The sequence below is a fragment of the Noviherbaspirillum autotrophicum genome, assembly GCF_000818395.1.
GTDB classification, from domain to species: Bacteria; Pseudomonadota; Gammaproteobacteria; order Burkholderiales; family Burkholderiaceae_D; genus Noviherbaspirillum; species Noviherbaspirillum autotrophicum.
In genome coordinates this window covers 1,326,065-1,347,884 of the sequence record NZ_JWJG01000028.1, presented here as the reverse complement: position 1 = coordinate 1,347,884, position 21,820 = coordinate 1,326,065, and the positions used below count along the sequence as shown (strand labels likewise).

Below are 21,820 nucleotides of genomic sequence, written 5' to 3'. Positions count from 1 at the left end.
GGTTTGTACAAGATCGGCGCATGACGTATGATCCTCGGCTGTTCTTGCTATCACCCGCCTGCCTGGCGGCGCATACCCCTCGTGCTCACGTCTTTTATCTCCACCTCCCCGGCACGTGCCGGCAACGTCGGCGGCGTCCTCGCCATCCTTCTCTGGAGCGCCACGGTAGGCCTGTTCCGAAGCATCGGCGAAGCGCTTGGTCCGGTTGGCGGGCCCGCGGTGATCTTTACCATCAGCGGCATGCTGGTCGTCCTGTTCGCCGGCATTCCTTCCATCCGCACTTTCGACCGACGATACCTGCTGGTCAGCGGCATACTCTTCGTCGCCTATGAGATCAGCCTCGCGCTTTCCATCGGCTATGCGCATGACCGCAGCCAGGCAATGGAAGTCGGCATGATCAATTACCTCTGGCCCAGCCTGACCATGCTGTTTGCGGTGCTGCTGCGCCAGCAGTCCGCCTCCATCCGTCTGCTGGCGCCGGGCATTACGCTTGCGTTCCTGGGCATCGTTTGGGTCATGAAAGGCAATGATGCGTTCTCCGTGGCCCGGCTCGCGGAGAATTTCGCGGATAACCCGCTCGCGTATGCGCTGGCGTTCCTTGCGGCTTTCCTCTGGGCCGCGTACTCCGTGCTGTCGCGCCGGTACGGCAATGGCAAGAGTGCAGTCGGCCTCTTCCTGCTGGCCACCGCCGGCGTGTTGTGGCTTCGCTACTTCCAGAGTGACCAGCCGCCGATGCACGTAAGCCTGCCGGCAGCGGTGCAGGTCATGGTGCTCGGCGCATTCACCGCGACCGCCTATAGCGCCTGGAATTTCGGCATACAGCGCGGCAGCATCGGGCTGCTGGCGGCGCTTTCCTACTTCACCCCGGTCCTGTCGAGCTGCTTGTCGAGCCTCTGGCTCGGCGTCACGCCGTCCTGGACGTTCTGGCTGGGAGTGGCGATGGTGACGGCGGGCTCGCTGATGTCGTGGGCGGCGACGCGCCTGCCTGGGCGCCGGTGACAGAGCGCCCTGCACAAAGCGGCACAAAGCGGCCAGTTCGGGCGCGCGGCTACTGCAGCAAGCCGGTCACGCCGGTGGCGTTGGCTGTCCTGAAAAATTGACCGAACTCGTCGGCCGGCATCGCGGCACTGAATAAATGGCCCTGGCCTTCGTCGCAATGATGGGTATGAAGGAAGTCGAGTTGTTCCTTGGTTTCGACGCCTTCTGCAATGACCCTTTGACTGAGACTTGACCCCATGCCGATGACCGCGCTGACGATAACGCCGTTTCCGCTCTTGCCGGTGATTGCCTTGACAAAGGACTGGTCGATCTTCAGTACATCGATGGGCAGTCGGCTCAGGTAGCTCAGGCTCGAATAGCCGGTCCCGAAGTCGTCAATGGCGATCTGCATTCCCATCTGCTTGAGTTCCCGAAGAATAGCGGTGCTTGCTTCAATGTTGCGCATGAGCGCGGCTTCGGTCAGCTCCAGCTGGAGCAGGTGTGGCGCAACGCCTGTTTCCTGCAGCTGCCGGCGCACGTTCTCCAAGAAACGTTTATCCCGGAATTCAAGCGCCGACACATTCACGGAGACGACCACCGGCGCCATTCCTTCTTCCTGCCACTTCTTGAGCTGCTCGCATGCCTTTCGAAGAACAATACTCCCGATCGGAATGATGAGCCCGGAATCCACGGCGACCGCAATAAACGATTCAGGAAGGACGATGCCGTGTTGCGGATGCTGCCAGCGGATCAGCGCCTCCGCGCCGGTCACTTTTCCTGATTCGAGATCGACCTTGGGCTGATAATGCAAAACAAATTCGTTACATTCGATGGCCCGGCGCAACCCGATTTCCGTCGTCTGCCGCGCGACCGCGCGGGCGTTCATCCTGTTGTTAAAGAACTGGAAGTTGTTTCTTCCATTTTTCTTCGCATGGTACATCGCGATGTCGGCATTTTTCACCAGGGTTTCGGCGTCGGCCCCGTCATCCGGGAACAGGCTGATCCCGATGCTTGTCGTGACATGCAGTTCGTTGCCTGAGAGATGATGCGGCGCGGCCAGCGCCCGAAGAATTTTCTCTGCGGTGAAGGGAAAATGTTCCACATCGGTGTCTTCCAGTACCAGGACAACGAATTCATCGCCGCCCAGGCGGCTGACGGTGTCCGAGTGGCGCACCTGCGAAGTCAGGCGTTTCGCCACCCCGCTGAGTAACTCGTCTCCGACACTATGGCCGAGCGAGTCGTTGATATGCTTGAAATTGTCGAGGTCCAGAAAAAAGACGGCCAGTTTGGTGCCGTGTCGCGTTGCGTAAGCGATGGCCTGGGACAGGCGGTCGTTGAGAAGCAAGCGGTTCGGCAAGCCCGTGAGGTAATCGTGTTCCGCCAGATGCGCCATTTTCCGCGCCATCGCCTGGGTTTCCGTCACATCGCGGAAAGTGACGACTGCGCCGGTCACTTCGCCGTTTCTGTCGAATATAGGCGCAGCGGAGTCTTCGATCGGCGCTTCCTCGCCGTCGCGCCGCACCAGGATCGATCTGGCTTGCAGAGCGAGGTTCTTCTTGTCGGCGATAACGGCTTCAACCGGGTTTCGCGCGGGTTGTCGCGTGTCGCCATTGATGAGGCGAAAAATTTCGGCAATTGGCCGGCCGCGTGCCTCGTCGCGGGTCCAGCCTGTCATCCGTTCCGCTTCCGGATTGAGATAAGTGATATTGCAGTGCACGTCGGTACTGAGAACGCCATCGCCGATGGATTCGAGCGTCACGCGGGCGCGCTCCTTTTCGACGTAGAGCGCTTCCTCGATCTTCTTGCGCTGGATAATGTTGCGCAACGCTTGTGGGACCAGCGTGTTGGAGAAATAACCCTTTGACAGATAGCCCTGCGCGCCGTGTTGTACAGCCTCGATGGAGGCTGCCTCGTTTTCCTCGTCACACAGCGTCATGATGGGAACGGACGGTTTCAGCTGAAACAGCGCATCAAAGGTGGCGCCTCCCTCGCTGTCCTTGAGGAACAGATCGACGAGAACGATGTCGATGTCTCCCGCGCGCAACCGGTCCAGCGCCCCGGCAAGGTCGTGCACCCGGTCGGTAATAAACGGGCCGTCTCGCGCCGTCTTCAATGGTTCTTCAATCATCAAGGCATCTTCGTCATTGCCCGTGATGATTAATACAGTATTGGCCTCCATCTCACGCTCTTTCTTGATGGAACTTCGCTGTCGCTTGTTCAGGCTTGCCTTGGCTCTGCTTGCAATTTATTAAGACAATGGCATTTCTTCTCGGTTCAGCGCGGCGCCGGGCGGCATGCGGCATTTTCCTGAAATAGCGCCAGAGGCAATCCTTATCAAGTGAACCGCCCCGGCCTCGTCGCCGACCTGAGGAAGGAAACGATACTCCGGGCTACGCGCCGGACGGCCGTCCTGCCGGTTCGGCCGCGCGCCGAATAGTTGAAATCGTTCTATCGAAATGCAAAAAAAGTCGTTCTCTTTATAACAAAGCAATGCAATTATGCGGCTTCCATAGCTGCATTTGTAATAAAGGGAGGGTCATGGGAGTTGCTGGAACGACGTTCAAGGGAGGCAATGCGCCGTCGCGGGTGATCCCGGGCTTTCGCCTGTCGCTCGGATTCACCCTGTTTTATCTGGCGCTGATCGTGCTGATCCCGCTGTCGGCGGTATTCCTGAAAACCTTCACCATGACTTGGGAGGCGTTCTGGAACGCCGTGACGTCCGAACGCGTGATGGCTTCCTACCGGCTCAGTTTTGGCGCCGCGCTGGTCGGCGCCTTCTTGAACGTGATCTTCGGCGGCATCGTCGCCTGGGTCTTAGTGCGCTACCGTTTCCCGGGAAAAAAGCTGGTCGATGCCTTGGTAGACTTGCCGTTCGCCTTGCCGACGGCGGTTGCCGGCATCGCGCTGACTGCCCTGTATTCCGCTAACGGCTGGATCGGCCGCTACCTGGAGGCAGCCGGGATCAAGGTGGCGTTCACGCCGCTGGGTGTGGTCGTCGCGCTGACGTTCATCGGGTTGCCATTCGTCGTGCGCACCGTGCAGCCGGTGCTGGAAGAAGCCGAGCGCGAGCTGGAAGAGGCCGCCGCCAGCCTCGGGGCGAGCCGGCTGCAAACCTTCATCAAGGTGATTTTCCCGACTATCCTGCCCGCTTTGCTGACCGGCTTTGCGCTGGCCTTTGCGCGCGCCACCGGCGAATACGGCTCGGTGATTTTCATCGCCGGCAATATGCCGATGGTGTCCGAAATCTCGCCGCTGTTCATCATCACCAAGCTGGAACAGTATGACTACACCGGCGCCACCGCGATTGCCGTCGTGATGCTGATTGCGTCCTTCGTGCTGCTCCTGACGATCAACCTGTTGCAAGCCTGGACGCGCCAGCGGGGCCAGGCGCAGAAAGCCTTGATATGACTGCTGCCGTTTCCACCTTGCCCATCGCGGCACAAGCACGCGGTGAGCCGGCCTACGCCCCGGCCGCGACCATCGAGCCATTCTGGGTGCGGGCGCTGCTGACCGGCATTGCGCTAGTGTTCCTGACGCTGTTCCTGTTCGTGCCGTTGGCGGCGGTCTTTGCCGAAGCCCTGAAGAAAGGCGTCGATACCTATCTCGTGGCGATTGCCGAACCCGATGCGGTAGCGGCGATCCGGCTGACCTTGCTGACCGCGGCCATCGCGGTGCCGCTGAACCTGGTATTCGGCGTTGCCGCCGCGTGGACCATCGCCAAGTTCGACTTTCGCGGCAAGAACGTGCTGCTGACGCTGATCGACCTGCCGTTCTCGGTATCGCCCGTCATTTCCGGCCTGATCTACGTGCTGATTTTCGGCGCGCAGGGCTGGTTCGGCCCGTGGCTGCGCGAGCACGATATCAAGATCCTGTTCGCCGTGCCGGGCATCGTGCTGGCGACGATCTTCGTGACCTTTCCCTTCGTGGCGCGCGAGCTGATCCCGCTGATGCAGTCGCAGGGAACGGAGGAAGAAGAAGCCGCGCTGGTGCTCGGCGCATCCGGCTGGCGCACCTTCTGGCATGTCACGCTCCCCAACATCAAATGGGGACTGCTGTACGGCGTGATCCTGTGTAATGCACGGGCGATGGGCGAATTCGGCGCGGTCTCGGTCGTGTCCGGGCACATCCGCGGCGAAACCAACACGATGCCGCTGCAGGTCGAGATTTTGTACAACGAATACAACTTCGCCGCTGCATTCGCCGTTGCGTCGCTTCTCGCATTGCTTGCTCTCGTCACGCTCGCGCTCAAGACGTTTGTGGAATGGCGCGCACATGACACCAACCTAAAACCGCTGCAGGAAAACTGATATGGGTATCGAAGTCAACAACATCGGCAAGCGATTCGGCGATTTCGTCGCCCTCGACGACGTTTCGCTCAACTTTCCGCAGGGCGAACTAACGGCGCTGCTCGGGCCCTCGGGCTGCGGCAAGACGACGCTGCTGCGCATCATCGCCGGCCTGGAACCGCCGGATTCGGGGCAGGTATTCCTCGATGGCGAGGACGCTTCGTCGCATCATGTGCGCGAGCGCCAGGTCGGCTTCGTGTTCCAGCATTACGCGCTGTTCAAGCACATGAGCGTATTCGACAACATCGCCTTCGGGCTGCGCGTGAAGCCGCGCAAGCAGCGGCCTTCTGAGGCGCAGATCCGCAGGAAAGTGATGTCGCTGCTGGAACTGGTGCAGCTCGACTGGCTGGCCGAGCGCTATCCGCCGCAGCTGTCGGGCGGGCAGCGCCAGCGTATCGCCCTGGCGCGCGCCCTGGCGGTGGAGCCGCGCGTGCTGCTGCTGGACGAGCCGTTCGGCGCGCTCGATGCCAAGGTGCGCAAGGAGCTGCGCCGCTGGCTGCGCAACCTGCACGACGAGCTGCACGTGACCAGCATTTTCGTCACGCACGATCAGGAGGAGGCGCTGGAAGTCGCCGACCGGATCGTGCTGATGAACAAGGGCAAGGTCGCGCAGGTCGGCGCGCCGGACGAGGTCTACAACCATCCGGCGTCGCCGTTCGTCTACGGTTTCCTGGGCAATGTCAACTTGTTCCATGGCCGCGTGCATGAAGGCGCGCTCGAGGCCGGCGGCATCGTGCTTGATGCGCCGGATCATGCGGATGCACGAGATGTACAGGGAACCGGCTTCGTGCGGCCGCACGACATCGAGGTCCGCCGCTATACCAAGGAGGCGCCGGGCGAGGCAGGCATCGCCGCCCGCCTGCGGCGCGCGCACGCGATCGGACCACTGGCACAACTCGAGCTGGAGCGCGCGGACAATGCGCAGCTGATCGAGGCGGTGATGTCGGCCGAACGCTACGCGCAGCTGGGGCTGACGGAGGGCGAGACGCTGCTGGTGCGCCCGAAACGCCTGCGCGTGTTCATCAATGAAGCGAGTGAAGGGGAGCGAGCATGAATTTTCAACAATTGCGGTCGATCCGCGAGGCGGCGCGCCGCGGCTATAACCTGACCGAGGTCGCCAGCGTCCTGTTCACTTCGCAGCCCGGTGTGAGCCGGCAGATCCGCGAGCTGGAGGAAGAGCTGGGCGTGGAAATCTTCGAGCGCAACGGCAAGCGGCTGACCGGCCTGACCGAACCGGGCAAGGGCATCCTGCAAATCATCGAGCGCCTGCTGCTGGAGGCCGAGAACCTGCGCCAGGCCAGCCAGGAATATTCCGGCGAAAAGAGCGGGACGCTTTCCATCGCCACCACGCATACGCAGGCGCGCTATGTCCTCCCGCGCGTGGTGCAGGCCTTCAGAGAGAGTTTTCCGCAGGTGCGCGTAGCGTTGCAGCAAAGCTCGCCGGAACACATCGCCGAATGGGTTATATCGGGCAAGGCCGATATCGGGATTGCGACCGAGGGCCTGTCCCAGTTCGAGGACTTGATATCGTTCCCTTGCTATAGCTGGAACCACATGATCGTGGTGCCGCAAGCGCATCCGCTTGCGGCGCTGGAGAGGGTAACCCTGAAGGATCTGTCCGCATTCCCACTGATTACCTATGATGTCGGCTTCACCGGACGCAGCCATATCGACGATGCCTTTGCCCAGGCGAATATCGGTACCGATATCGTGCTGACGGCGATGGATTCGGATGTGATCCAGCAGTATGCGTCGCTCGGGCTGGGCGTGGGCATCGTGGCGTCGATGGCGGTCGAGCATAACTGTGCGAGCGGATTGATTGCACTGGAGGCGGCGCATCTGTTTGCGCCGAACGTCACCCGCCTTGCCGTGCGTCGCGGCGCATACCTGCGCACCTATATGCTCGACTTCATCCTGCAGTTTGCGCCGCAGCTCAGTCGCGCCGATGTCGAGACCGCACTCAGGCATGGCGCCTGACGTCTACATGAAAAATGCCGCGGCCCACACGGCCACGATCAGTGCCAGCGGCAGCAAATACACGGCAAAGGCAAGCAGGCGCCGCAATGGCCTCGCCGGTGCCATCAGGCGCCAGCCGAGCCAGCCGGAAAAGCCGCTGCCTGCCGCCAGCAAGGCGATGCGCACCTGCGCCACCCATTCCAGTGCGAGCCGCTCCGCTTTCAGATGGCTCAAGGTCAGCATCGACAGGCCGAGAAAGACCCCGGCGCCGGCCATCGGAATCAGGCCCAGCGCCAGGCGCCGCCATGACAGGTCCGCCTGTCCCGCGATCCGGGCCGACATCCGGATCGGTGCCAGCACTGCGAGGCCCAGCGCGAAGCCGCCGCCCAGGATGTAGGTAAGGATGCACAAGCCGTCGAGCCAGGTGAAGACGTCGTTGGCCGCGGGATAGTGCGTGAGCAGCCACCATGGTGCGTTGTCCTGCAGCAGCGTGAAGGAATCGCGTTCGACCAGCCATTCGGCCGCGGCCGTCTTCATTTGCACGAACCAGCTGCTGGATGACCACTGGAACGCCGCGGTAGCAATGCCGATGACGCCGAAAATGAGCGTCATCACTTCTTCCCGGCTGACGTCCTTGTTGCGCGTGGCGAGTATTTCCTTTGCCGGACTACGGGCCGCCAGCTCGACCGCGCCGCGATAGCCGCTGCAGCGCCCGCACGCATGGCAGGCGGACGCGCTCTTCATGTGGCGGATATCGATCAACGGCGCGCAATTCACCATCGGCGCGCGCTCGGTGCTGCGCTTCCACGCTTCTTCATTGACGCGGAAGTGCAGCGGCGCGATTTTGGCCAGCAGCGAGAAGACGCCGTTGGCTGGGCACAGGTAACGGCACCAGACGCGCTTGCCCTTGCCATAGACAAAGCCGACGGCGATCGCCGCAAGCGTCGAGCCGCCCAGCACCAGCAGCGCCGCCTGCGGATATTCATACACGCTGACCAGCTGGCCATACACCGTGGTACAGACGAAGGCGACGAAGGGCCAGCCGCCCCAGCGTATCCAGCGCGGGATGGCGCGGCCGAGGCCATGCCGGCTGGCCAGTTCGGTCAGCGCGCCTTCCGGGCAGAACACGCCGCACCAGACGCGGCCGAGCAGCATGGTGCTGACCATGACGAACGGCCACCAGATGCCCCAGAACATGAACTGCGCGAACAGTCGCAGGTTGTTGTACAGGTGCGCGTCTTCCGGCGGCAGCGGCATGAAGGCGGGAACGACGACCAGCGCCACATAAAAGCAGACGACCAGCCATTGGATTGCCTGGATGACGCGCCGGTGGCGCTGCATCGCGTTGCCGAGGCTCGCCAGGAATCCGGGGCTGGGCCTTGTGTCATTGCTGCTGCAGGCAGCTTCCAGGACGATCTTATGCATGGCGCTGAAGCCGGCGTTGCGTCAGGTAGACGATGGCCCAGTAACCGAGGTAAACCACGAGCAGCATCAGCGAAGGCCGGGCGCGGTATCCGGTAAATGCGGACAGCAGGGCGCCGGACGGGCTGCTGTCGTCGACCAGCAACGACGTGTCCCAGAGCGGATCGATCAGCGCCGGGAGCACGCCCATGCCGATCACGCGTTCGGTGCCGTTGACCAGCAACGCCACCGCAAACAGCAGCAGCAGGAAGCCGCTGACGCGGAAGAATTGGCGATAGTTCAGAAAACCCAGGCCGCGATTGAGCGCCCAGGCGGTGACGGCAGCCAGCAGCACGCCGAGCCCGGCGCCCAACGCAAGTCCGGTGCCGCCGTTCTGGTCCATGCCGATCCCGTACAGGAAGATCACGGTTTCGGCGCCTTCGCGCGCCAGCGCAAGCGCCGCCACGCCGGCAATGCCGAAAGCACCGGAGCGCGCCGCCGCAGCCGTCAGTTCGCGCTCCAGTCCCTGCTTCATCTGGCGGCCGTGCTTTTGCATCCATAGCACCATCTGCGCGATCAGTGCGGCGGCGACGAACATGATCGCTGTCTGGAACCACTCCAGCGCCTCGCCCGCCAGCTCGCTTTGCGCTGCCATCATGCCCCAGCCGAGCAGCGCTGCCAGGCCGATGCCGGCGCCGATGCCGATCCATAGCGCGCGCAGGCCCGCGCCCGTGCCGTCGTTACGCTTGAGCCATGCGTAAAGAATGCCGATGACCAGCATGGCTTCCACGCTTTCGCGCCAGACGATGAAGAGGGAATTTCCCATGGCTGCTCCTTGCCTTATTTTGCGATGAACTTGCCTTGCGCGGTCTGCGGATGGAATTCGCCAAAGAACTTGTACGTGCCAGCCTTGAGCGGCTGGAAGATCAGGAAGCTGGATGCGCCCGGCGCCAGCACCTTTTCCTTGCGCAGCTCGACGCTTTCGAATTCCTCCGCGCCCGGGCCTTCGTTGCGGATTTGCAGCTTGAATTTCGTATTGGCCGGAACCTCGATGGTCTCCGGAACAAAATGGCCGTCGCGGATCAGCAGATTGAAGGTCGGGAGTTCCTGGGCCAGCGCACCGGCGCTGGCCAACAGCAGGACGGCGGCGAGCAGCCGGCAGGCAAGACGTGGCATGACGAACCTCATTAGTAACTGAGCTGGGCGCGCAGCCCGAGCATCTTGATGGCGGCGGCACTGCTGTCGCCGCCGGGGTTTCCGATGTACTGCATGTTCGGCGACAGTTCGAACTGCCTGCTGATGCGGTAGCGGTAGTACAGCTCGGCCACGCGCTCGCCATTGGCTGCACCGGTGGCGCCGCGATAAGCCTGACTGGTCTTCAAGAAGCCACCGGCCAGGCCGAGGCTGTCGCCGCCACGATTCCAGTACGAGCCGTTTACTTCCGCACCGAGCGTGAGCGCATGATCAAAGCGCACATGGCCCTGCATCTGCTGGCCGTAGCGGCCGAACAGGGTGACGCCGTCGCCGACCCGCTGGTCGGCCGAAACGCCCCAGCCAGTGTGGTGTTCCGTTCCAGCCACGCTGCTGTCGAAATGGATGGCTTGCGGGTTGCTCCATGTGTAGATACGGTAGCTGCCGGGCAGGCCGTCAAACAGACGCTGCTCGGTTTCCGCCTGCAGCATCAGCAGCGGCGAGGTCAGGCTGCGCTCGTAGTTCGAGCCCTTCTCGCCGGCGCCGAACATGCCCAGCGACACGCGCCAGCTCTGCGGCTTGCTGGTGATGTTGCTGTATGACAGGCGCAGGCCGGGCGTAAAGCCGTTGGCGTCCACCCCGATATCGCCACCGGCATCGAGCAGCGGATTGTGGACGAACACCGTATTCATGAACTGGCGCGTTTCATCGCCGGCGGCCGCGTTCTGGTCGAAGAAGACGAACGGGTCCATCTTGCCGAAGTTGACGGTCAGCGTTTCCTTCGAGCGCGGCTTGAAGCCGCCCAACGGCAGCGGGATGTCGGCCTGGTACCAGGCTTGCGCCAGCAGGGCGACCGAGTCGTCGGCGCGCAATCCGCCCTGCAGGCGGAAGGCGGTCGCATTTGGCCGGGAAAAGACCGGCAGGTCGTTCAGGCCGATGCCCTGGCCGAGGCGGAATTGCGCGAACACTTTTTGTTCGACGTCGCCGACACGCGCCAGCGGCAGGCTGACATAGGCATCCGCGCGGTAATTCAGCTCGCTGTTGGCGCCGTCCACGCCGTAGGGCTTGTGCGCCACCGTGGTCAGGCTCAGACCGGCGCTGATGCCATCGAGCACGCCCATCTTGCGCGCGGTCGCCAGCATGCCGGCCGACTGCATCTCGACCGCTTTCAGGCGGCTGACAAGTTCCGGCTCCTTTTCGCTGATGGTGTCGTTCTCAAGGCCTTTGGCGATGTGCTCCTGCTGCTGTTCCAACGTCTGCAGGCGCTGCTCGACTGTGGACTGTGCCGTCTGCGGCTGCGCGCGGCTGTCGCGCAACGCGCGCTCCAGATCCGCGTTGCGCTGCTCCAGCCGTTCCACGCGCTGGTTGAGCTTTTCCAGCATTCTGATCAGTTCCGCCTGGGTCGGCGCAGCGGCTGCGCTGCCCACGCTGCACAGCAGCGCAGCCGCCAACGCCATCGGTTTCAGTTGTGGCAGGGCGCGCATTCTCAATATCCGCCCTTCTTGCCGATGCCGACGTAGGTGAAGTCGTATTCGACGTCGAACGGCTTGAACCACGGGCGCACGCCGGTGAGGCGGTCGGTATGGCGGCCGAAGTGCGCATGCTTGTTTTCGGACGGCGGCAGGATCGTGTATTTGACGTGGTATTTGCCGGGGCCGAACAGCTTGACGTTGTCGCCGTAGTGCGGACCGTCATTGGCCACCATCGGCATGAATTCGCCGCTGACCTTCTGGCTGGAGCCAGCCTTGCTCACCTCATACTGCACGATCAGGTAGGGAATCCAGGCGCCTTCCTCGAAGCCGTTCGGATTGCCGGCCATGGCCTTGATATCGGCTTCGATATGGATATCCGACTCCTCCGCCTTCTTCATCATGCCGTCCGGTTCCATCACCACGGGCTGCAGGTAGACTGCTGCGATTTCCATGCCGAAACGCTGTTGCGGAGCGCCGATCGGATATTCGACCGCGTAAGCATTCACTGCTGTGGCAGCGGCGAGCGCCAGAATGATTCTTTTGACCGGGGTGGGGACCAATGCGGAAAACATGCGAGCTCCTTGCTGATACGAAAGTTGCTATTTAAAAAGAATATTTTTTATGAATCTTTTTAAATGATAACAATTCTTATTTATATTTACTAGTGTCAGGAAACACTTTTTGCCATTGGCTCGAAACGGCGGTGCAATTTGTGCAGGGGCAGGATTGATGTTCTATAGGCAAAGCAGGCAGCGCTTCGTCTCAGACGGAGGAGGGGGGGGCTTGGTGACCCGGGCATGAAAAAGCTGCCTGGGTCCGATTGAAGGGCCGCAGGAGCGGCGCCGGCAGCATCGCGCGCAGCCGCCAGCCGGCGCTGCGCGCGATGCGGGAGAAGGGATTACGGGAGCAGCGGGCGCTTGGCGGATTGCTTGGCTTTGATGTCCTTGATTGCTTTTTCCATTGCGGCGATCCGCTTTTCGGTCGAAGGATGCATGGCCGTATAGCTGTTGAGCATGCTGGCCGGGTACTGGCTGGACAGACGCTGCCAGAACGGCACAACGCGATCGATGTTGTAGCCGGCGCGCGCCAGCATGTAGAGCGATAGTTTGTCGGCCATGCCGTCCAGGTCTTCCGGCATCGGCCGTACACCTGCCAGCCCGGCCATCGTGCTCATGTCCGGGTGCATGCGCACCAGGTTGTCGATGATGCCGCCGATAGTCGAATTCATGCGCTGCCTGCTCGCATGCGACAGTGCGTTGTGCGAAAGTTCCTTGGCCAGCACGTAAGCCAGTTCTTCATCGGAGGAGGCGAAGTTCATCATGCCGCGCGTGATCAGCACGCGATGTCCGTCCGCATAGGCGGTGACATTGTCGGTGTTGCCGAGCTCGATGCCGTACGCGCAGGCATAGGTCAGGGGCACGGTGAGCGTCATGCTGGAGCCGTTGCGCACCACCGTCATCTTGACCTTGGTGCGGCCGGTGACCAGCGGCGCCAGAATGGCGGCCGCCTGGCGCTCGGCGTTTTCGCCCTCCGGCATCGCCTTGTCGTCCACCGCCATTAGTTCGTCGCCGCGTCGCACGCCCGCGCGCATGGCCCCGCCGCCGGGAAGCACGCCGACCACCTGCAGGCGGTCGCCCAGTCCCAACAGCTTTTGCGCTGCATTCACGAATTCGGCCGAATACGAGTACTTGTTCTTTGCGGTGAAGCCGAGCAGGTTGCGCGCATGGCTGCGGCACAAATCGGTATTGTTCACCAGCAGCGGAGCGGCCACGCGATAGAGCCGGTCCTGCATTCCCACCAGCGTGCGCAAGCCATCCTGCTCCGTCGCACTCACACTGGGTGCGACGGGTACGCCCGGTGCGGCCGGCTTGCCCGGTTCCGCTGGCCGCTGCTCGCCAGGGGGAGGCGCGACAGTCGTGGCGCAGGCTGCCAGCAGCAGGGCAGCGCCTAGCGCCGGCAAGCGCATGGTGAAGAGAGAGCGTTTCAGACGTGGCAAAACAAGTCGATTCAGGCCTGGCATCCAGTTTCCTTCCAGATTAGTGTTTTCCGGTGCTGCCGAAACCGCCGGCGCCGCGTTCGCTGCTGTCGAATTCCTCGACCACATTAAAGCCTACCTGCAGCACTGGGACAATGACCAGCTGGGCCAATCGCTCCATCGGATTCAGCGTAAAGTCGGTCTGTCCGCGATTCCAGGTGGAGACCATCAACTGTCCTTGATAATCCGAGTCGATCAGGCCCACCAGGTTTCCGAGCACAATCCCATGCTTGTGGCCCATGCCGCTGCGCGGCAGGATCATCGCCGCATAACCGGGATCGCCAATGTGAATCGCCAGCCCGGTTGGAATCAGATGCGTCTCGCCCGGCTTGATGGTGATCGGTGCATCGATGCAGGCGCGCAGGTCGAGACCCGCGCTGCCGATGGTGGCATAGGCAGGAAGCTGTTCTTTCATGCGCGGATCGAGGATTTTGACGTCAACGGTTTTCATGGGGTAAAGGATAAAGTCTGGCACGTGCTGCGCAGGCGCCGGATTACAAAAAGATACAGGTTGTACAGGTTGAATTGGCGCCGCTCAGAGCCGCTCGGCGATTTCAGCGATCAGCTGGCGTGCCAGGTTCTGCTTGCTTGCCAGCGGCAGGCGGCGGTGTCCGCGTTCGTCGAACAGCACGAGTTCGTTGTCATCCTTGCCGAAGGTCTGATGCCCGATATTGCCGACCAGGAGAGGAATGCCTTTCTTCCTGCGCTTTTCTTCGCCGTACTGCAGCAGATTTTCCGACTCGGCCGCAAAACCGACGCAGAATGGCTTGTGCGGCAGCGCCGCGACCTCGGCCAGTATGTCCGGGTTCTGCTCGAACTGCAGTTGCGGCGCGTCGCCTTCAGTGTTCTTCTTAAGCTTCTGCTCGCTGGCGTTGACCACCTTCCAGTCGGCCACCGCAGCGACGGCGATGAACACATCTTCGTCGCGGATATGCGAGATCACCACGTCATGCATCTGCTGGGCCGTCTGCACATTGATGCGATGTACGCCGTACGGCGTCGTCAGCGCAGTCGGGCCCGACACCAGCGTCACTTCGGCGCCGGCTTCGCGCGCGGCGCGGGCGATTGCGTAGCCCATTTTGCCGGACGACAGGTTGGTGATGCCGCGTACCGGATCGATCGGCTCGAACGTCGGGCCGGCGGTCACCAGCACGCGCTTGCCGGCAAGGACCTTGCGATGGAATGAGGCGACGATTTCTTCCAGCAGCTGTTCCGGCTCCAGCATGCGTCCCATGCCGGTTTCGCCGCAGGCCTGGTCGCCGGCATCGGGGCCGAGGATGGCGATGCCGTCGGCCTTGAGCTGCGCCACATTGCGCTGCGTGGCGGCGTTCTGCCACATCTCCACGTTCATCGCCGGCGCGATCATCAGCGGCAAGCTCATCGGGCGCGCCACGCACAAGGTCGACAGCAAATCGTCGCAGGCGCCGTGCGCCAGCTTGAACATGAAATCGGCGGAGCAGGGCGAGATCACCATCGCATCGACATCGCGTGTCAGATCGATGTGCGGCATGTTGTTGGGAATGCGCGCATCCCACTGGTCGGTAAAGACGTGCTTGCCGGACAGGGCCTGCATCGTCACCGGCGTGATGAACTGGGTGGCGGCCTGGGTCATCACGACCTGCACCGACGCGCCTTCCTTGGTCAGGCCGCGCGTGAGTTCGGCCACCTTGTAGCAGGCGATGCCTCCGCTCATGCCGAGAACGATTTTTTTACCAGCGAGATCCATAACGCCCCCCTTGTGTTGTCTTATTTTCCGACGCGTCGCAATTCGTCGAACACAAACAGCGCGGCGCCGCCGGTGATCGCCATGTCAGCGACGTTGAAGGCAGGCCAGTGCCAGTTGCCGACGTAGAAATCCAGGAAGTCGATCACGTGGCCGTAGATCGTGCGGTCGATCACATTGCCGATGGCACCGCCCAAAATCAGCGCCAGCGCCCAGCAGAACAGGCGCTGCCCGGCGTGGCGCTTGAGCAGGTAGATGATGAAGATGACGGCGGCGAGCGCGATGGCGGTAAACAGGTAGCGCTGCCAGCCGGAGGCGGCGGCAAGGAAGCTGAATGCGGCGCCCTTGTTATACGCCAGCACCAGATTGAAGAATGAAGTGACCGGGCGCGACTCGCCGAACACGAACAGCTTGCTGATCGTGACCTTGGTGATCTGGTCGATCAGGACGATGATGGCGGCAATGCCGAGCCAGGGGGCCATGCCGGCGTTGCTGCCGGATGAGGCGAATGAGGTTTTCTTTTTTGTGGCCATGTAATGGTGATGTTGAGTTGCCGCACCGGACAAGTTGTCCGGTGCGGCGGGAGATTACGCGACCTTGCGCGCTTCGCCGCTGCCGAACAGGTTGCTCACGCAGCGACCGCAAATGCCCGGATGATCGGCATGCGCGCCGACATCCGCGCGGTAGTGCCAGCAGCGCTCGCATTTCTGGTGCGCCGACGGCGTGACGACGACGCCTTCCTCTGCTTCGCCGGCGACTTGCGTCACCTTCGCCTGCGAGGTGATGAACACGAACTTCAGGTCGTCGCCGAGGCTGTTCAGTAAGGCGTACTTGTCGCCGCTGGCCTTGATTTCGACTTCGGCCTGCAGAGAAGAACCGATGCCGCCGGCCACGCGCACTTCCTCCAGCTGCTTGGTCACCTCGGTGCGCAGCTCGCGCAGCGCCGCGTACTTGGCGAGCAGGGCAGCGGCGTCGGCCACTTCCGGCAGCGCGTAATAGGTCTGCGTGAAAATGGTTTCGCCGCTTTGCTCGTAGGCGTCCTTCCCGGCGAAGACCGCCCATGCTTCCTCGGTAGTAAACGACAGCATCGGTGCCATCACGCGCAGCAAGGCGTGCGTGATATGCCACAGCGCGGTCTGCGCCGAGCGGCGCGCGGCCGAGGTCGTGCCGCTGGTGTACAGGCGATCCTTCAGAATGTCGAGATAGAAGCCGCCCAGGTCTTCCGAGCAGTACATCTGCAGCTTGGCGACCACCGGATGGAATTCGTATCCCTCGAAGTGCTGCAGGATTTCGCGCTGCAGTTCGGCCATGCGCGCGATGGCGTAGCGGTCGATTTCCAGCAGTTCCGACACCGGCACCGCATCCTTGGCCGGATCGAAATCCGAGGTGTTTGCAAGCAAAAAGCGCAGCGTGTTGCGGATGCGGCGATAGGCTTCCACCACGCGCTTGAGGATCTCGTCCGAGATCGACAGCTCGCCGGAATAGTCGGTCGATGCCACCCACAGGCGCAGGATGTCCGCGCCCAGCGTGTCCGACACCTTCTGCGGCGCGACCACGTTGCCCTTGGACTTGGACATCTTCTTGCCTTCGCCATCGACCACGAAGCCGTGCGTGAGCAACGCTTTGTAAGGCGGGCGGCCGTCGGTCATGGACGAGGTCAGGAGCGACGAATGGAACCAGCCGCGGTGCTGGTCCGAGCCTTCCAGGTACAGGTCGGCCGGGAAGTGCGATTGCTCCGCATGCGAGCCGCGCAGCACCGTCTGGTGGGTGGAGCCGGAGTCGAACCAGACGTCGAGCGTGTCCTTGTTCTTCACGTACATGTCGGCTTCGTCGCCGAGCAGTTCCTTCGGATCGAGTGCCTGCCAGGCTTCGATGCCGTTCTTTTCGACCAGCTTGGCGACAGCTTCCAGCAATTCCTTTGTCCTCGGATGCAGCTCGCCGGTTTCCTTGTGCACGAAGAAGGCCATCGGCACCCCCCACTGGCGCTGGCGCGACAGGGTCCAGTCCGGGCGGTTGGCGATCATGCCGTGCAGGCGCGCCTTGCCCCAGCTCGGGAAGAAGGCGGTCGCTTCCACGCCGGCCAGCGCCGTTTCGCGCAGCGTCGGGCCGCCGTCTTTCGGGGTCACGTCCATGCCGGCGAACCATTGCGAGGTGGCGCGATAGATGATCGGCGTCTTGTGGCGCCAGCAGTGCATGTAGCTGTGGTCGAACATCACCAGTTTGAATAGCGAGCCGACTTCCTCCAGTTTGGCGCAGATTGGCTTCGACGCTTCCCAGATCGTCATGCCGCCGAAGAAGGGCAGCCAGGATGCGTACTTGCCATCGCCCATCACCGGATTCAGGATTTCGTCATCCTTCATGCCGTGCTTCTTGCACGAGATGAAGTCGTCCACGCCATAAGCCGGCGAGGAGTGCACGATGCCGGTGCCGGTGTCGAGCGTCACATAGTCGCTCACATAGATCGGCGAATAGCGGTCGTAGCCCTTGTCGGCGTTCGCGAACGGGTGCCTGAACTTCAGCAGCGACAATGCTTCGCCGCTGGCAGTCGCAATGATCTTGCCTTCCAGTCCATAGCGCTGCAGGCTGGAGGCGACCAGTTCCACCGCGAGCAGCAGCAGGATGGTTTCGCCGTTACGCTCGGTCTGCACCAGTGCGTAGCGATGTTCCGGATGCACGTTCAGCGCTTGGTTGGCGGGAATGGTCCACGGCGTGGTGGTCCAGATTACCGCGTAGCCCTTATCGGTCGGCAGCTTGTCCAGTCCAAATGCATGCGCGATCTTGTCCGGTTCTGCAAACGGGAAACCGACGTCGATCGCCGGGTCGCGCTTGTCCTGGTATTCGACTTCCGCTTCTGCGAGCGCGGAGCCGCAGTCGAAGCACCAGTTCACCGGCTTCAAGCCGCGATACACATAACCCTTTTCCAGGATCTTGCCCAGCACGCGGATCTCGTCGGCTTCATTGCTGAAATCCATGGTCTTGTACGGGCGGTCCCATTCGCCCAGCACGCCGAGGCGGATGAAATCCTTCTTCTGGCGCTCGATCTGCTCGCTCGCATAGGCGCGCGACTTGGCCTGCACCTCGGCGGTCGACAGGTGCTTGCCGTACTGCTTTTCGATCTGGATCTCGATCGGCATGCCGTGGCAGTCCCAGCCCGGCACGTATTGCGCGTCAAAGCCCGCCATGTTGCGTGCCTTGACGATCATGTCCTTGAGAATCTTGTTGACCGCGTGGCCGATGTGGATGTCGCCGTTTGCATACGGCGGGCCGTCATGCAGGATGAATTTCGGGCGGCCGGCGGATGCCTTGCGGATGCGCTGGTAAATCTTCTTCTCTTGCCACTCCTTCACCCATTTCGGCTCGCGCTTGGCAAGGTCGCCGCGCATCGGGAATGCGGTTTCGGTCAGGTTGACCGGATACTTGTTCTTTTGTTCGGACATGGTCGCTTCAATCGTAAAAATACGGTGGATCAAACAAGGGTGGATGTCTGATCGTCAAATTCGGTCGGTAGCGGATATGGCGCAGGCTTCACGCTCCCTGAAGAACGCGCGCCCCTGGTCCGCATCGCGCTCGATTGCCGCGGTCAGCGTTGGCAGGTCGATATATTTTTCTTCGTCGCGCAATTTCTTCAGGAATTCAACCCGTACCAGCTTGCCATAGCATTGCTGTGCATAGTCAAAAAGATAAGTTTCGAGCAATACGCGTCCGCTGTCCTCGACCGTCGGCCGCACGCCCAAGCTGGCCACGCCGGGAAGCGGCTGTTCGGCCAATCCATGCACCTGCACCACGAATATGCCGAATAGCGCGGGACGCTTGTGCGCCACGCGCAGGTTCAGGGTCGGGAAGCCGATCGTGCGGCCGAGCTTCTTGCCATGGATGACGTGGCCGGAAATCGCGTATGGATGTCCGAGCAGTTGCTCGGCCAGTGCGAAGTCGCCGCGTGTAAGGGCCTCGCGCACGGCGGATGACGAGATGCGCATGTCGTCGTTGGTTACCGTTGGCAGCGATTCGACCTGAAATCCGTATTTTTTGCCGGCTTCGATCAGGGTGGCGACATTGCCGGCACGCCTGGCGCCATAGCAAAAATCTTCGCCGACCATCAGCCATTTCACGTGCAAGCCGTGCACCAGGACTTTTTCGACAAAGTCCTGCGGCGACATGGAAGCGAAGTGCGCATTGAAATGCTCGACGATGACGCGGTCGACGCCGGCGTTGGACAAGGCCTGCAGCTTGTCGCGCAAGTTGGCGATGCGCGTTGGCGCCTTTGTCAGGTCGCCGGCGGCACGCGCAAAGAATTCACGCGGATGCGGCTCGAAGGTCATGACTGCCGCTTCGATGCCGAGGCGGGTTGCGGCTTCGCGTACGCGCGCAAGCAGGACCTGGTGCCCACGATGCACGCCGTCGAAGTTGCCAATCGTCAATGCGCAAGGCGCGCGAGACGCGGCGTTAGGAAGTCCGCGAAATACCTTCATTGCAGGTTGGATAAAAACGATTGCAAAACCTTGGATTATAAATGCTTTCCGCCGGTTTCTTTGCCGCAAGGGGCGATTTGCCAGCTTAACGGGTCCTGGAGGTAATACAAGGTCAATAAGCGGTAGATCTCCGGATACTCCTCTGCCAGTGGTGCCGGCAATACGAAGAACGCTTCCGACGCGACCGCAAAGAACTCCGCCGGATGCCTTGCTGCATAGGGATCGAGCGGCAGTTCGGCGAACAAGTCATCATACATGGCGGCGTCGGTCGCATCTTCGGCGTCAAAATTGTCTGGCAGTTGCGCATCCAGGGCATCGACGCGCGCGGCGAAATCCTGGTATGCGGCGGAAAATTCCCGTTGCCAATCCCCGGCGCGGATTTCCTTGTGATAATCAGCGAGAAACGGTGGACACCCGTTCGCGGAACCATCCCGCATATCTATTTTGTGGGCAAACTCGTGGATGACAACGTTATATCCGGGCGCTTCGATATCCGCGATATCTTCCCAGGACAGAACGACAGCGCCGCCCGCATGTACGGCTTCGCCGGAAACCGGCTCGCGCCACTCGTGCACGACACCGGCTTCGTCCATTTCGCTTTGCGCAATGATGAATGAGCCGGGATAAACGATGATGCCAGCCATGTCGTCATATAACTCCAGCGTCAGGTTCAGCACCGGCAGACATGCCTGGGCCGCGATCAGCACGGCGATGCGGTCGGTCAGTTCGAGATCGGCCGCGCCGGTAAAGGTTTTCCGGTCGAGAAAAGTTTCGCACAGGGTTTTCAGTCGAAGCAGTTCCCGTGCGGGCAGTTGCGCAAGAAACGGCAGGCGCCCCTGACATTCCTGCCAGAGCGCAGCCGGAATCTCGGGTTTGTCGCGTTTAAAGAATTGTCGGAGCCATTGCATGGATTCATTGTCGCGGAATCCGGCTCTCCGCGACAACGATTCATTTCAAAAAGCCGCCAATGAAATGTGTCAGCAATTCGCTCATCGTTCCTAATCCGCCACGCGGAATATGCCCGGCCGGCGTCAGGGAATCCACCATTTCCGGCAATAAGCTGCTTAACTGTCGAGCCGTTTCATCTTCCGCCAGCCCAGCCTCCTCCGAAATCTGTTGCAGATTGCCTTCGCCGAGCGCTTCCTGCACCTGTTGCGGCGTGATCGGCACGTTTTCGCCAGTGCCAATCCACGAGCTGAGGACGTTGCCCAGGCCAACTTCCTGGAATCGTTCCATCAACCCATGCAAGCCGCCATTCTGGCCATTATCGGCAAGCAGCGAGAGCGTTGCCTGTATCAGCCGCGACCTGGTGTCATGTATCGGCGCTTGGTTGTTGCCACCGAACATATCGGTAGCACTGTCGAGAATTCCCATCGCGTATCCTCCTGGTCCATTGCGTAAAACTTTCACCATAGAGAAAAGAGGCGGGCTGCGGCGGCAAATTCAACCACAGTTTGATCTTGATTAGAGGGATTAGATTCCGCCCCAAATGGCATTCAGTGCGGCAAGTGCGGCCAGGCCTGCAGTTTCCGTGCGCAAGACCCGCGGTCCCATGGAAAGCGCAAGTGCGCCATGCGCCAGCGCCAAGCTTTCCTCCTGCTCGGAAAAGCCGCCTTCCGGGCCGATCACCAGCGATACCGCTTGCGGCGGATGGTGGCGGGCCCAATCGGACAGGGATTGCCCGGCGCGCGGCGACAGCAGGACGCGCCGATGCAGGTTCTGCTGTCCGACCCAGCCATTGAAATCGGCCGGATCCGCCAGGTGGGCAAGCCGGTTGCGGCCGCTTTGCTCAGCTGCGGCCACGATGATGCCGTTCCAGTGCTCCATTTTTTTTGCTGCCCGTTCGGCAGACAGGCGCACCACGCAGCGTTGGGCAGCGAGCGGCTGAATCGCGGCGGCGCCGAGTTCGACTGCCTTCTCAATGATCCAGTCCATCTTTGATCCTTCCGGCAAGGCTTGCGCCAGCGTGACCGAGTAGGGGAGTTCCGTCTCGTGCGGAGAAAATGCCTTGACCTCGGCTTGCACGCGTTTTTTTTCGATTGCGCTCAAGCTCGCCGTATATTCGCCGCCCTCGCCATTGAACAGCGTGATGGTGGCATCGGCTTCAAGGCGCAACACCCGGACGTGGTGTGCAACCTGTTCTGGCAGTGTAATGCTGGCCCCGATGGCAAGAGGTGACGGGTAATAAAAACGCGGCATGGTGGTGGCTTACTTGTTGTTGAATGTGTAGGCGATTGCACTGCAAAATA

General features: G+C 61.6%; 20 protein-coding genes. 5 read left to right on the top strand and 15 right to left on the bottom strand.

Going from position 1 to position 21,820, the window contains the following annotated elements; translation table 11 throughout:
- Positions 1-27: 27 nt before the first annotated feature.
- Complete coding sequence (gene yddG / locus TSA66_RS07425; protein ID WP_084199409.1) at positions 28-999, top strand: aromatic amino acid DMT transporter YddG; 972 nt, start codon at positions 28-30, stop codon at positions 997-999.
- A 49-nt stretch (positions 1,000-1,048) separates the two neighbouring features.
- Here yddG and TSA66_RS07420 read toward each other — a convergent pair whose 3' ends face one another.
- Complete coding sequence (locus tag TSA66_RS07420; RefSeq protein ID WP_052452172.1) at positions 1,049-3,157, bottom strand: putative bifunctional diguanylate cyclase/phosphodiesterase; 2,109 nt, start codon at positions 3,155-3,157, stop codon at positions 1,049-1,051.
- A gap of 359 nt (positions 3,158-3,516) precedes the next feature.
- Here TSA66_RS07420 and cysT point away from each other — a divergent pair, with 359 nt between their 5' ends.
- The 4 genes from cysT to TSA66_RS07400 are packed head-to-tail and all read left to right on the top strand — an operon-like array spanning position 3,517 to position 7,301.
- On the top strand, positions 3,517-4,386 hold the full coding sequence (gene cysT / locus TSA66_RS07415) for a sulfate ABC transporter permease subunit CysT (protein WP_040039577.1): 870 nt from the start codon (positions 3,517-3,519) through the stop codon (positions 4,384-4,386).
- Positions 4,383-5,285, top strand: coding sequence for a sulfate ABC transporter permease subunit CysW (gene cysW, locus TSA66_RS07410; RefSeq protein ID WP_040039576.1), 903 nt, complete (start codon positions 4,383-4,385; stop codon positions 5,283-5,285). Before cysT ends, cysW begins: the two co-directional genes overlap by 4 nt.
- A gap of 1 nt (position 5,286) precedes the next feature.
- On the top strand, positions 5,287-6,378 hold the full coding sequence (locus TSA66_RS07405; protein ID WP_040039575.1) for a sulfate/molybdate ABC transporter ATP-binding protein: 1,092 nt from the start codon (positions 5,287-5,289) through the stop codon (positions 6,376-6,378).
- A complete protein-coding gene (locus TSA66_RS07400; RefSeq protein ID WP_040039574.1) occupies positions 6,375-7,301 on the top strand; it encodes a CysB family HTH-type transcriptional regulator in 927 nt (308 codons plus the stop codon). Before TSA66_RS07405 ends, TSA66_RS07400 begins: the two co-directional genes overlap by 4 nt.
- Before the next feature lie 3 nt (positions 7,302-7,304).
- Here the strand turns inward: TSA66_RS07400 and TSA66_RS07395 are convergent, their stop codons facing one another.
- From TSA66_RS07395 to TSA66_RS07330, 14 genes are all read right to left on the bottom strand, one after another.
- Complete coding sequence (locus TSA66_RS07395) at positions 7,305-8,621, bottom strand: 4Fe-4S binding protein (RefSeq protein WP_052452628.1); 1,317 nt, start codon at positions 8,619-8,621, stop codon at positions 7,305-7,307.
- A 76-nt stretch (positions 8,622-8,697) separates the two neighbouring features.
- On the bottom strand, positions 8,698-9,507 hold the full coding sequence (locus tag TSA66_RS07390; protein WP_040039573.1) for an FTR1 family iron permease: 810 nt from the start codon (positions 9,505-9,507) through the stop codon (positions 8,698-8,700).
- Between the two features lie 14 nt (positions 9,508-9,521).
- Positions 9,522-9,857 carry a cupredoxin domain-containing protein gene (locus TSA66_RS07385; protein ID WP_094299043.1) on the bottom strand — a complete coding sequence of 112 codons (336 nt, stop codon included), beginning with the start codon at positions 9,855-9,857 and terminating at the stop codon, positions 9,522-9,524.
- Positions 9,858-9,868: 11 nt separating this feature from the next.
- On the bottom strand, positions 9,869-11,356 hold the full coding sequence (locus tag TSA66_RS07380; RefSeq protein WP_040039571.1) for a carbohydrate porin: 1,488 nt from the start codon (positions 11,354-11,356) through the stop codon (positions 9,869-9,871).
- 2 nt (positions 11,357-11,358) lie between these two features.
- On the bottom strand, positions 11,359-11,916 hold the full coding sequence (locus TSA66_RS07375; protein WP_040039570.1) for an iron transporter: 558 nt from the start codon (positions 11,914-11,916) through the stop codon (positions 11,359-11,361).
- Between the two features lie 326 nt (positions 11,917-12,242).
- Positions 12,243-13,364, bottom strand: a complete 1,122-nt coding sequence (locus TSA66_RS07370; RefSeq protein WP_040039569.1) for a M48 family metallopeptidase — start codon at positions 13,362-13,364, stop codon at positions 12,243-12,245.
- A 16-nt stretch (positions 13,365-13,380) separates the two neighbouring features.
- Positions 13,381-13,830, bottom strand: a complete 450-nt coding sequence (dut, locus tag TSA66_RS07365) for a dUTP diphosphatase (RefSeq protein WP_040039568.1) — start codon at positions 13,828-13,830, stop codon at positions 13,381-13,383.
- A gap of 84 nt (positions 13,831-13,914) precedes the next feature.
- Complete coding sequence (gene coaBC / locus TSA66_RS07360) at positions 13,915-15,105, bottom strand: bifunctional phosphopantothenoylcysteine decarboxylase/phosphopantothenate--cysteine ligase CoaBC (protein WP_040039567.1); 1,191 nt, start codon at positions 15,103-15,105, stop codon at positions 13,915-13,917.
- A gap of 20 nt (positions 15,106-15,125) precedes the next feature.
- Positions 15,126-15,635: a signal peptidase II gene (lspA, locus tag TSA66_RS07355; protein WP_040039566.1), complete on the bottom strand. Its 510-nt coding sequence runs from the start codon at positions 15,633-15,635 to the stop codon at positions 15,126-15,128.
- Between the two features lie 54 nt (positions 15,636-15,689).
- Positions 15,690-18,539 (bottom strand): isoleucine--tRNA ligase, encoded by a 2,850-nt coding sequence (gene ileS / locus TSA66_RS07350; RefSeq protein ID WP_052452171.1) that lies wholly within the window; start codon positions 18,537-18,539, stop codon positions 15,690-15,692.
- Between the two features lie 54 nt (positions 18,540-18,593).
- Positions 18,594-19,571: a bifunctional riboflavin kinase/FAD synthetase gene (locus TSA66_RS07345; RefSeq protein WP_040039565.1), complete on the bottom strand. Its 978-nt coding sequence runs from the start codon at positions 19,569-19,571 to the stop codon at positions 18,594-18,596.
- Between the two features lie 35 nt (positions 19,572-19,606).
- On the bottom strand, positions 19,607-20,479 hold the full coding sequence (locus tag TSA66_RS07340) for a M90 family metallopeptidase (RefSeq protein ID WP_052452170.1): 873 nt from the start codon (positions 20,477-20,479) through the stop codon (positions 19,607-19,609).
- Between the two features lie 40 nt (positions 20,480-20,519).
- Positions 20,520-20,945, bottom strand: a complete 426-nt coding sequence (locus TSA66_RS07335; RefSeq protein WP_040039564.1) for a YidB family protein — start codon at positions 20,943-20,945, stop codon at positions 20,520-20,522.
- A 99-nt stretch (positions 20,946-21,044) separates the two neighbouring features.
- A complete protein-coding gene (locus TSA66_RS07330; RefSeq protein WP_040039563.1) occupies positions 21,045-21,770 on the bottom strand; it encodes a 16S rRNA (uracil(1498)-N(3))-methyltransferase in 726 nt (241 codons plus the stop codon).
- Positions 21,771-21,820 lie beyond the last annotated feature (50 nt).